At 70.9% G+C, this 9730-nt stretch carries 12 protein-coding genes; 8 read left to right on the plus strand and 4 right to left on the minus strand.

From position 1 onward, the window contains the following. The first annotated feature begins 58 nt into the window (after positions 1-58). The 3 genes from ACZ6RC_RS31740 to ACZ6RC_RS31750 all read left to right on the plus strand — a co-directional run bounded on the left by ACZ6RC_RS31740 (position 59) and on the right by ACZ6RC_RS31750 (position 2245). Positions 59-1204 (plus strand): GAF domain-containing sensor histidine kinase, encoded by a 1146-nt coding sequence (locus ACZ6RC_RS31740; protein ID WP_391140484.1) that lies wholly within the window; start codon positions 59-61, stop codon positions 1202-1204. Further along, entirely contained in the window at positions 1197-1841 is a 645-nt protein-coding gene (locus tag ACZ6RC_RS31745; protein WP_391140483.1) for a response regulator, read from the plus strand. Before ACZ6RC_RS31740 ends, ACZ6RC_RS31745 begins: the two co-directional genes overlap by 8 nt. Before the next feature lie 158 nt (positions 1842-1999). Continuing rightward, the gene (locus tag ACZ6RC_RS31750; RefSeq protein WP_391140482.1) at positions 2000-2245 is read left to right on the plus strand and encodes a chaplin; all 246 of its coding nucleotides are present in this window, start codon (positions 2000-2002) and stop codon (positions 2243-2245) included. Positions 2246-2355: 110 nt separating this feature from the next. Here the strand turns inward: ACZ6RC_RS31750 and ACZ6RC_RS31755 are convergent, their stop codons facing one another. Further along, positions 2356-3141, minus strand: coding sequence for a hypothetical protein (locus ACZ6RC_RS31755; protein ID WP_391140481.1), 786 nt, complete (start codon positions 3139-3141; stop codon positions 2356-2358). A 151-nt stretch (positions 3142-3292) separates the two neighbouring features. On the opposite strand from ACZ6RC_RS31755, the gene ACZ6RC_RS31760 reads away from it, so the two are divergent. From ACZ6RC_RS31760 to ACZ6RC_RS31775, 4 genes are all read left to right on the plus strand, one after another. Further along, positions 3293-4090: an ABC transporter ATP-binding protein gene (locus tag ACZ6RC_RS31760; RefSeq protein ID WP_391140480.1), complete on the plus strand. Its 798-nt coding sequence runs from the start codon at positions 3293-3295 to the stop codon at positions 4088-4090. A 94-nt stretch (positions 4091-4184) separates the two neighbouring features. Continuing rightward, entirely contained in the window at positions 4185-4613 is a 429-nt protein-coding gene (locus tag ACZ6RC_RS31765) for an NfeD family protein (RefSeq protein WP_391140479.1), read from the plus strand. Positions 4614-4706: 93 nt separating this feature from the next. Then, positions 4707-5669 (plus strand): SPFH domain-containing protein, encoded by a 963-nt coding sequence (locus tag ACZ6RC_RS31770; RefSeq protein ID WP_391140478.1) that lies wholly within the window; start codon positions 4707-4709, stop codon positions 5667-5669. An 88-nt stretch (positions 5670-5757) separates the two neighbouring features. Next, a complete protein-coding gene (locus tag ACZ6RC_RS31775; RefSeq protein WP_391140477.1) occupies positions 5758-6531 on the plus strand; it encodes a sulfite exporter TauE/SafE family protein in 774 nt (257 codons plus the stop codon). Between the two features lie 60 nt (positions 6532-6591). Here the strand turns inward: ACZ6RC_RS31775 and ACZ6RC_RS31780 are convergent, their stop codons facing one another. From ACZ6RC_RS31780 to ACZ6RC_RS31790, 3 genes are all read right to left on the minus strand, one after another. Next, on the minus strand, positions 6592-7098 hold the full coding sequence (locus ACZ6RC_RS31780; protein ID WP_391140476.1) for an HNH endonuclease: 507 nt from the start codon (positions 7096-7098) through the stop codon (positions 6592-6594). A gap of 164 nt (positions 7099-7262) precedes the next feature. Beyond that, the gene (locus ACZ6RC_RS31785; RefSeq protein ID WP_391140475.1) at positions 7263-7799 is read right to left on the minus strand and encodes a YbhB/YbcL family Raf kinase inhibitor-like protein; all 537 of its coding nucleotides are present in this window, start codon (positions 7797-7799) and stop codon (positions 7263-7265) included. A gap of 41 nt (positions 7800-7840) precedes the next feature. After that, positions 7841-8623: a sporulation protein gene (locus tag ACZ6RC_RS31790; protein ID WP_391140474.1), complete on the minus strand. Its 783-nt coding sequence runs from the start codon at positions 8621-8623 to the stop codon at positions 7841-7843. A gap of 94 nt (positions 8624-8717) precedes the next feature. Here ACZ6RC_RS31790 and ACZ6RC_RS31795 point away from each other — a divergent pair, with 94 nt between their 5' ends. After that, entirely contained in the window at positions 8718-9359 is a 642-nt protein-coding gene (locus ACZ6RC_RS31795) for a DNA-3-methyladenine glycosylase (protein ID WP_469589797.1), read from the plus strand. Positions 9360-9730: the final 371 nt, after the last annotated feature.

Genomic DNA, 9730 nt, shown 5'->3' on the forward strand with positions numbered 1-9730 from the left:
CCCGATGGCCGTCCCCAGGCCGATACGCACCGTCACACCCCACCGGTACGGTGAAGCCATGAGTCACCGACCCGGCTCCGGCCTCGCCGCCGTGAGCACCGCGCTGCTCGCGATGAGCCGCCATCTGGAGGTCCGCGACGTCCTCAAGACGATCGTCGCCTCCGCGCGCGAGCTGCTCGACGCCGAGTACGCGGCCCTGGGCGTGCCGGACGACCACGGCGGCTTCGCCCAGTTCGTCGTCGACGGGGTGAGCGAGGAGCAGTGGCGCGCCATCGGCCCGCTGCCCCGCCAGCACGGCATCCTCGCCGCCATGCTCCACAAGGCGGAGCCCGAGCGGCTCGCCGACGTCCGCGAGGACGCGCGCTTCGAGGGCTGGCCGTCCGCGCACCCGGAGATGTCCGACTTCCTCGGCCTGCCCATCCAGGACGGCGACGAGACGATCGGCGCCCTCTTCCTCGCCAATAAGCGCTGCCCCCGCCCCAACGGCGGCTGCGGCTTCACGGCACAGGACGAGGAGCTGCTGTCGATCCTCGCCCAGCACGCGGCCATCGCCCTGACCAACGCCCGGCTGTACGAGCGCAGCCGCGAGCTCACCATCGCCGAGGAGCGCTCGCGCCTCGCCCACGAGCTGCACGACGCCGTCAGCCAGAAGCTCTTCTCGCTCCGGCTCACCGCCCAGGCCGCCGCGGCCCTCGTCGACCGCGACCCGGCCCGCGCCAAGGGCGAGCTCCAGCAGGTCGCCTCGCTGGCCGCCGAGGCCGCCGACGAGCTGCGCGCCGCCGTCGTCGAGCTGCGCCCCGCCGCGCTCGACGAGGACGGCCTCGTCCACACCCTCCGGACGCAGATCCAGGTCCTCGACCGGGCCCACACCGCCCGCGTCACCTTCGACAGCACCGGAGTGCGGGCGCTGCCCGCCGCCCAGGAGGAGGCGATGCTCCGGGTCGCCCAGGAGGCCCTGCACAACGCCCTGCGGCACGCCGGTGCCGAGCTGGTCGCCGTCTCCCTGACCCGCCACGGCCAGGGAGCGCTCCTGACCGTCACCGACGACGGGACGGGCTTCGACCCGCGCACGGTCCGCAGGGCCGGCCGCCACCTCGGCCTGGTCTCCATGCGCGACCGGGCCGGCGGCGTCGGCGGCCGGCTCACCGTGACATCGGAGCCCGGCCGGGGCACCACGATCGAGATGGAGGTCCCCGGTGGCTGACACCCACATCCGCGTCCTGCTGGTCGACGACCACCAGGTGGTCCGCCGCGGCCTGCGCACCTTCCTGGAGGTCCAGGACGACATAGAGGTCGTGGGGGAGGCCTCGGACGGTGCCGAGGGCGTCGCGCGCGCCGAGGAGCTGCGCCCCGACGTCGTCCTCATGGACGTGCGGATGCCCGGCATGGACGGTATCGAGGCGCTGCGGAAGCTCCGCGAGCTGGCCAACCCGGCGAAGGTGCTGATCGTCACCAGCTTCACCGAGCAGCGCACGGTCGTCCCGGCCCTCCGCGCGGGCGCCTCGGGATACGTCTACAAGGACGTGGACCCCGACGCCCTGGCCGGCGCCATCCGCTCCGTCCACGCGGGGCACGTCCTGCTCCAGCAGGAGGTCGCCGGAGCGCTCCTCGCCCAGGAGGACGGCCACGGCGGCACCGGCCGCGGCACCACCCTCACCGAGCGGGAGCGCGAGGTGCTCGGCCTGATCGCCGACGGGCGGTCCAACCGGGAGATCGCCCGGGCGCTCGTCCTCTCGGAGAAGACGGTCAAGACGCACGTCTCGAACATCCTGATGAAGCTCGACCTCGCCGACCGCACCCAGGCGGCGCTGTGGGCGGTCCGCCACGGCATGACCTCGTGACCGACGCGTGTGACAGGTGAGACGGAAGAGGCACCTCCGTTCCCCTCTTCATACTGTCGGGTGGATGTCCCCCATTCGGCGCAACCCGACGGGGGCGCCGACGTTCTCCATGGCGTGCCGCGGCGGCCGGCCGCGGCGAATACCAGGAGGATCCTGAAGTGAACAACCTCAAGAAGGCCGCAGCCCTCACCATGGTCGCCGGCGGCATCGTCGCCGCGGGCGCCGGCGCCGCCTCCGCCCACGGCGGTGCGCACGCCCACGGGCAGGCCCTCAACTCCCCGGGTGTCGCCTCCGGCAACCTGGTCCAGGCCCCGGTCCACGTCCCGGTGAACGTCTCCGGCAACACGGTCAACGTCATCGGCCTGCTCAACCCGGCCTTCGGCAACGGCGCCCTCAACGGCTGACGCCACCCCTGACCGAGCCCGGCTCCGGAATCCCCCCCCGGAGACCGGGCTTCGTCGTGTCCCACACCCGCCCGTGCCCCCGGGGGACACGCCCCCGGGCCGCCGAACCTCTAGCTCTCCCGCTCCCGCTCCTCCACGTACGCGTTGTAGGCGGCCACCTGCGCCCGCCGGGCCACCCGCTCCACCGGCCGCAACGCCTCCCCCCGCGCCGCCATCTCGGCGGCGCTGACCGCGCCCCCGTGCCCGTGGTCGTACGCCAGGTCGATCAGCAGACCCACCCGCTGGGCCAGCTCCAACACCCGCACCGCCCGCGGCGGATAGCCCGGAGCCAGCACCTCCCGGCCGGCCTCCGCCCGCGCCCGGTACGCGTCACGGGCCGCGTCCGCCACCGGACCCGACCCCGCCACGTCCAGCTTCGTCAGGACCACGGTCGCCTCCCGCAGGGCCTCCGCCAGCTCCCGCTCCGCCTCGCCCAGCGACGGCACGTCCGCCGGCGGCGCCTCCCGCACCGGCAGACAGTGCCAGACCACCTCTACGTGCACGTCCCCCGCGGGACCCGCCTCCGTGACCTCCGGCACCAGCCCGTACGGCGCACCGAAACCCACCGCCGCCTCCTCCGCCTCCAGCGCCCGCGCGTTGAAGTCCGGCGGTCCGCTCAGCCCCAGCGGATGCCCCGGCGCCGGCAGCGCCACCCGCCACCCGGTCACCCCGAGCCGCCGCAGCCGCCCGAGCGCCAGGGTCAGCCCGACCCGCCCCGCCTCCCCGGGCAGCCCCTCCACGCGGTGCACCGCGTCCTCCCCGACAATCGCCAGCGCCGCGTCGTCCGGCGACACCGATCCGGCCGACAGGGCATTGCCCCAAGCGGCCAGACGTCCTGAGCGTGGTTCCGAAAGCATGGCCCCAGCCTAGGGACTCGGGGTCCGGAGCACGGAACCACCGGACCTAAGGACCGGCCCGCTCCGACAGTGGCGTAGGTTTTCCCTGGACGCCGCGCCCACCGGCGCAAGGCGACGACCCGACTCGACCGCAAGGGGAGACAACGCGCTCATGAGCGATGTACTGGAGCTGGTGGACGTATCCGTGGTCCGCGACGGACGGGCTCTGGTGGACGATGTCTCCTGGTCGGTCAAGGAGGGCGAGCGCTGGGTCATCCTCGGCCCCAACGGCGCCGGCAAGACCACCCTCCTCAACCTCGCCTCCAGCTACCTCTTCCCGAGCACCGGCACCGCACGCGTCCTCGGCGAGCAGCTCGGCGGCGTCGGCACCGACGTCTTCGACCTCCGCCCCCGCATCGGCATGGCCGGCATCGCGATGGCCGAGAAGCTCCCCAAGCGCCAGACCGTCCTGCAGACCGTCCTCACCGCCGCCTACGGCATGACCGCCACCTGGCACGAGGACTACGACGCCGTCGACGAGGACCGCGCCCGCGCCTTCCTCGACCGGCTCGGCATGACCGAGTACCTGGACCGCAGGTTCGGCACCCTCTCCGAGGGCGAGCGCAAGCGCACCCTCATCGCCCGCGCGATGATGACCGACCCGGAGCTCCTCCTCCTCGACGAGCCCGCCGCCGGACTCGACCTCGGCGGCCGCGAGGACCTGGTCCGCCGTCTCGGCCGCCTCGCCCGCGACCCGTACGCCCCCTCCATGATCATGGTCACCCACCATGTCGAGGAGATCGCCCCGGGCTTCACTCACGTCCTCATGATCCGCCAGGGCAAGGTCCTCGCCGCCGGCCCCATGGAGACCGAGCTCACCTCCCGCAACCTCTCGCTCTGCTTCGGCCTGCCGCTCGTCGTCGAACACCTCGGCGACCGCTACACCGCCCAGGGCCTCCCGCTCAAGTAACCACCCCCACACGCCAGTCGGCCCGCACGGGTGCCGCGTCGCCGCACAGCGTCGCGCCCTGTCCCCGGAGTTGACACCGCCCTACCATGACCATGTGGACATCGACGCGTGGGTCTGGTGGCTGATCGGCGCGGTCGGACTCGGCATTCCGCTGGTCCTGACCGCGATGCCCGAATTCGGCATGTTCTCCGTCGGCGCGATCGCCGGAGCCGTGACCGCCGGTCTCGGCTTCGGCATCGTCGCCCAAGTGGTCGTCTTCGTCGTCGTCTCGGTGGCGCTCCTCGCCGTGGTCCGCCCCATCGCGGCCCGGCACCGCAACGGCCCGCCCCGGCACGCCAGCGGCATCGACGCCCTGAAAGGCCGTCAGGCCGTCGTCACCGAACGGGTCGACGGCAGCGGCGGGCGCATCAAGCTCGCCGGCGAGATCTGGTCCGCCCGCGCACTCGACTCCGGGCTGAGCTTCGAACCGGGGCAGCAGGTCGACGTCGTCGACATCGACGGGGCGACCGCCGTGGTCATGTGACCGAACGTCCCACACGACGGCCCGCCGTCTGGGAAACTCGATCATCGAACTCAAACCGGCAGTGAACCGGCAGCGAAGGGCACGGGGAACACGATGTCAGCAGTCATCATCGTCCTGATCATTCTGGTGGTGCTTGTCTTCATCGCCCTGATCAAGACGATCCAGGTCATCCCGCAGGCGAGCGCCGCGATCGTGGAACGGTTCGGCCGCTACACCCGTACGCTCAACGCCGGCCTGAACATCGTCGTCCCGTTCATCGACTCCATCCGCAACCGCATCGACCTGCGCGAACAGGTCGTCCCCTTCCCGCCCCAGCCGGTGATCACCCAGGACAACCTGGTCGTCAACATCGACACCGTCATCTACTACCAGGTGACCGACGCACGGGCCGCCACCTACGAAGTCGCCAGCTACATCCAGGCGATCGAGCAGCTCACCGTCACCACCCTCCGCAACATCATCGGCGGCATGGACCTGGAGCGGACCCTCACCTCCCGCGAGGAGATCAACGCGGCCCTGCGCGGCGTCCTCGACGAGGCCACCGGCAAGTGGGGCATCCGCGTCAACCGCGTCGAGCTCAAGGCCATCGAGCCGCCGACCTCCATCCAGGACTCGATGGAGAAGCAGATGCGCGCCGACCGCGACAAGCGCGCCGCGATCCTCACCGCCGAGGGCATCCGCCAGTCCCAGATCCTCACCGCCGAGGGCGAGAAGCAGTCCGCGATCCTCCGCGCCGAGGGCGAGGCCAAGGCCGCCGCCCTGCGCGCCGAGGGCGAGGCCCAGGCCGTACGCACGGTCTTCGAGGCCATCCACGCCGGCGACCCGGACCAGAAGCTCCTCTCGTACCAGTACCTCCAGATGCTTCCCAAGATCGCCGAGGGCGACGCCAACAAGCTCTGGATCGTGCCCAGCGAGATCGGCGACGCCCTGAAGGGACTCTCCGGCGCCTTCGGCAACCTCGGCGGTGGGGCCCCCGGCTTCAACACCTCGGGCACCGTCCCGGGCAGCCGCACCGGCTCCGGCGTCGAGCGCCGCGAGGAGCCCCCGGTCGACTGACGCGCACGCCTGATCGTGCATGATCGGTGCGCGCCCCTCGACCCGGCCACGTCCCGGCGGAGAGGGAACCCACCGACCATGTGAGGAGATGGCGTTGTCCCTCTGGGAACTACTGGCGGTCTTCGCCGCCGGTGTGGGCGCCGGCACCATCAACACCATCGTCGGATCGGGAACGCTGATCACGTTCCCGGTCCTGCTCCTCACCGGACTGCCACCCGTCACCGCCACCGTCTCCAACGCCCTCGGCCTCATCCCCGGCTCCATCAGCGGCGCCATCGGCTACCGCGAGGAGCTCAAGGGCCAGCGCCGCAGGATCCTCCGTCTCGGCGCCGTCGCCGCGACCGGCGGCCTCGCCGGCGCCGTCCTCCTGCTGATGCTCCCGCCCGAGGCCTTCGAGACGATCGTCCCGGTCCTGGTCGGCCTGGCCCTGGTCCTCGTCATCCTGCAGCCGCGCCTCTCCAAGGCCGTCCAGGCCCGCCGCGAACGCACCGGCGCCCAGGGCGATCCCGACGGCGGCCCGCTCCTGCTGACCGGACTGCTCCTCGCCAGCGTCTACGGCGGCTACTTCACCGCCGCCCAGGGGATCATCTACCTCTCCCTCATGGGCATGCTCCTCGCCGACACCCTTCAGCGCCTCAACGCCGTCAAGAACGTCCTCGCCGCGATCGTCAACAGCATCGCCGCGCTCTTCTTCCTCTTCGTCGCCACCTTCGACTGGACCGCCGTCCTCCTCATCGCCGTCGGCTCCGCCATCGGCGGCCAGATAGGAGCCAAGGTCGGCCGCCGCCTCCCGCCCCCCGTCCTGCGCGGTTTCATCGTCGTCGTCGGCACCGCCGCGATCGTCCAGCTCCTGCTGCGCTGAACGACGCGGGGCCCGCCCCCGGACGACAGGGCGGGCCCACACACGCACACCTCGGACCACTCAGGCCGCGGTGCTCCCCAGCCAGGCCGGAAGCTCCGACCGCTCACCGGCCCGCATCGCCAGCAGCATCGCGTCGGCCGGCGTCGGCACGAACGGCTCGTGGAGCAGCGGCATCCCCGCCTGCTCCGGAGTCCGGTCCGCTTTGCGGTGATTGTCCTCGGCGCAGGACGCCACCGTGTTCAGCCAGCTGTCCGCACCCCCCTGCGCCCGCGGCACCACATGGTCCACGGTCGTCGCGCGTCTCCCGCAGTACGCGCACCGGTGCTGGTCCCTGACCAGCACACCCCGTCTCGACCACGGAGCCTGTCTTCGGAACGGCACCCGGACATAGCGGCAGAGTCTGATCACCCGGGGGACGGGGATGTCGACGGCGGCGGCACGCATGCGGAGATCGGGATGCTCCTGCTCGACGACGGCCTTGTCCTGTAGGACAAGCACCACCGCACGGTTGAGTGTGACCGTCGACAGCGGCTCGAAGCTCGCGTTCAGTACCAGCGTGTCCCGCACTGTGCCCACCTCCCGTGTGCCGGCCCGGCCCCCTCGCGGAGCTTCGGGCTTGGATCAACTCTGGCCGGGCGCGCCGGGTTGGACAACGCAATATCCGTGCACAACGAAAGATGCCCGCTTCTGATCTCTCCAAGACCAGAAGCGGGCAAACAACAAACGAACCCTCAGCTCTCCGCGGGAGCGGTGTACTCGGCGATCAACTGGGCGCGGCCCAGGGTGTGGAACCGCAGGTTGAAGCCCACGGCGGCCGGCGAGGCGTCCGCGTCCGGACCGAGCTCCTCCGTGTCCACCGCGTACACGGTGAAGACGTAGCGGTGGTTCTCACCGGCCGGGGGAGCGGCCCCGCCGAAGTCACGGGAGCCGTAGTCGTTGCGCACCTGTACGGCGCCCTTCGGCAGCCCCTCGAACGACCGCGAGCCCGCGCCGGCCGGCAGCTCGGTGACCGAGGCCGGGATGTCGAACACCACCCAGTGCCAGAATCCGCTGCCCGTCGGCGCGTCCGGGTCGAAGCAGGTCACGGCGAAGCTCTTCGTCTCCGCCGGGAAGCCCTCCCAGCTCAGCTGGGGCGAGGTGTTCCCCTCGGCGTACACCTGCGCCGCCTTCAGGACTCCGCCCGCCACGATGTCGTCGCTCACCACGGTGAACGCCGGCACCGGCGGATGGAAGTCGTGAGGGAGCGGCGCCCTCTTGCCCTCGGACACGTCTGAACCTCCGTATCGCTCGATGCAGTACGCCGCCGAGCCTAGAGCCAGTTCCGCTTGCCGCCGACGTCGGCGAGCCACTGGTTGAGGTACGCCGCCCAGTCGGTGGTGTGGAAGTCCTCCAGACCCACCTTGAACGCGCGGAACGAGTCGCTGCCCTCACTGAAGAGACCCGGCTTCTTGTCCATCTCCAGGACGACGTCCATCTCGCGGTCGTCCGCCACGAAGCTGAGCTCGACCTGGTTCAGCCCGCGGTACTGCTGCGGCGGGAAGAACTCGATCTCCTGGTAGAACGGCAGCTTCTGCCGGGTGCCGCGGATGTGCCCGCGCTCCATGTCGGCGCTCTTGAAGCGGAAGCCCAGCTGGAGGAAGGCGTCCAGGAGGGCCTGCTGCGCCGGCAGCGGGTGCACGTTGATCGGGTCCAGATCACCGGAGTCCACCGCGCGGGCGATCTCCAGCTCGGTGGTCACCCCGATGTTCATGCCCCGCAGCTGCTGCCCGGCGATGGCCGTGACGGGCGTCTCCCAGGGGATCTCGAACCCGAACGGGACGACGTGGACCGCGCCCGCCTTCACCTCGAAGGCACCGCCGAGCCGGACCTTGGTGAAGACGATGTCCTGCTTCGTCTCCTGGTCCCCGCCCTCGACCTCGACGCGGGCCTGGAGCCCCACGGACAGCCCCTCGATCTGCTGGTCGACCGAGCCGCCCTGGATCCGCACCTCACCCTGGACGACTCCGCCGGGTACGACGTTCTCCTCGGTGAGCACGGTCTCCACGGACGCCCCACCGGCGCCCAGGCTCGCGAGCAGCTTCTTGAACCCCATGTGCACTCCTTCTTGGTCCTGACCCCTACATACGCGCGACGACCGTAACCGGTTCCCGACCGCTTTCCGGTGCTCCCCAGTACGCTCGGACGCCATGAGCGAGAGCCCCGACCGTACGCCGCTCCCGCGGGAGTTCTTCGACCGCCCCGTCCTGGAGGTCGCCCCCGACCTGCTGGGCCGCACCCTGGTGAGAACGTCGGACGCCGGCCGCATGGAGGTCCGCCTGACGGAGGTGGAGGCGTACGCGGGCGAGATCGACCCCGGTTCCCACGCCTTCCGCGGGCGCACGGCCCGCAACGCGGTCATGTTCGGCCCGCCCGGACACGCGTACGTCTATTTCACCTATGGCATGTGGCACTGCCTGAATCTGGTCTGCGGTCCGGAGGGCCGTGCCAGCGGGGTCCTGCTCCGCGCGGGCGAGATCACGGTCGGGGCGGAGGAGGCGCGGAAGCGTCGACGATCGGCCCGATACGACAAGGAACTGGCCAAGGGCCCGGCCCGTCTGGCCACCGCGCTCGACGTCGCCCTCTCCCTGAACGGCACGGACACCTGCGCGGGCCCCGACTCTCCCCTGACCGTCCTCACCGGCACCCCGCCCCCGGCTGACCTGGTACGCAACGGCCCCCGGACGGGAGTGGGCGGCGACGGCGCCCCGCACCCCTGGCGCTTCTGGATCGACGACGACCCGACGGTGAGCCCGTACCGGGCCCATGTGCCCCGGAAGCGGTCCTCTTGACGCGACTTGACCCGGGTGCTGGGGACGCCTAATGTAGTCCGAGCCGCTGGAACCGGGCAGTGCTTGTTCGAGCACCTCGGAGCGGCCATCCAACTACCTACAACGAACCCCGGCGGGGTCGGATTTCGGCATGCCGAAATCTGGTCTCGAGACTCGATTATGAGTCACCCGGGAATTCGGCTAAAGTAGTGACCACGCCGAAAGGCAAGGCCCCCAATCGGCCACCGGAAACAGAATCCGAACCGGAAACGGAACGGAAAAAGGATCTGGTAAGGTTGGAAACACGAAAGACCGAAGGGAAAAGCCCGGAGGAAAGCCCGAGAGGGTGAGTACGAAGGAAGCGTCCGTTCCTTGAGAACTCAACAGCGTGC

It is taken from the genome of Streptomyces sp. NPDC048353, from assembly GCF_055587165.1.

What these genes read in the sequence shown, in the direction of transcription:
- ACZ6RC_RS31740 (WP_391140484.1), top strand. Translation starts at nt 59, where the DNA reads ATGAGTCACCGACCCGGCTCCGGCCTCGCCGCCGTGAGCACCGCGCTG.
- ACZ6RC_RS31755 (WP_391140481.1), bottom strand. Translation starts at nt 3,141, where the DNA reads ATGCTTTCGGAACCACGCTCAGGACGTCTGGCCGCTTGGGGCAATGCC.
- ACZ6RC_RS31760 (WP_391140480.1), top strand. Translation starts at nt 3,293, where the DNA reads ATGAGCGATGTACTGGAGCTGGTGGACGTATCCGTGGTCCGCGACGGA.
- ACZ6RC_RS31770 (WP_391140478.1), top strand. Translation starts at nt 4,707, where the DNA reads ATGTCAGCAGTCATCATCGTCCTGATCATTCTGGTGGTGCTTGTCTTC.
- ACZ6RC_RS31775 (WP_391140477.1), top strand. Translation starts at nt 5,758, where the DNA reads ATGGCGTTGTCCCTCTGGGAACTACTGGCGGTCTTCGCCGCCGGTGTG.
- ACZ6RC_RS31790 (WP_391140474.1), bottom strand. Translation starts at nt 8,623, where the DNA reads ATGGGGTTCAAGAAGCTGCTCGCGAGCCTGGGCGCCGGTGGGGCGTCC.
- ACZ6RC_RS31795 (WP_469589797.1), top strand. Translation starts at nt 8,718, where the DNA reads ATGAGCGAGAGCCCCGACCGTACGCCGCTCCCGCGGGAGTTCTTCGAC.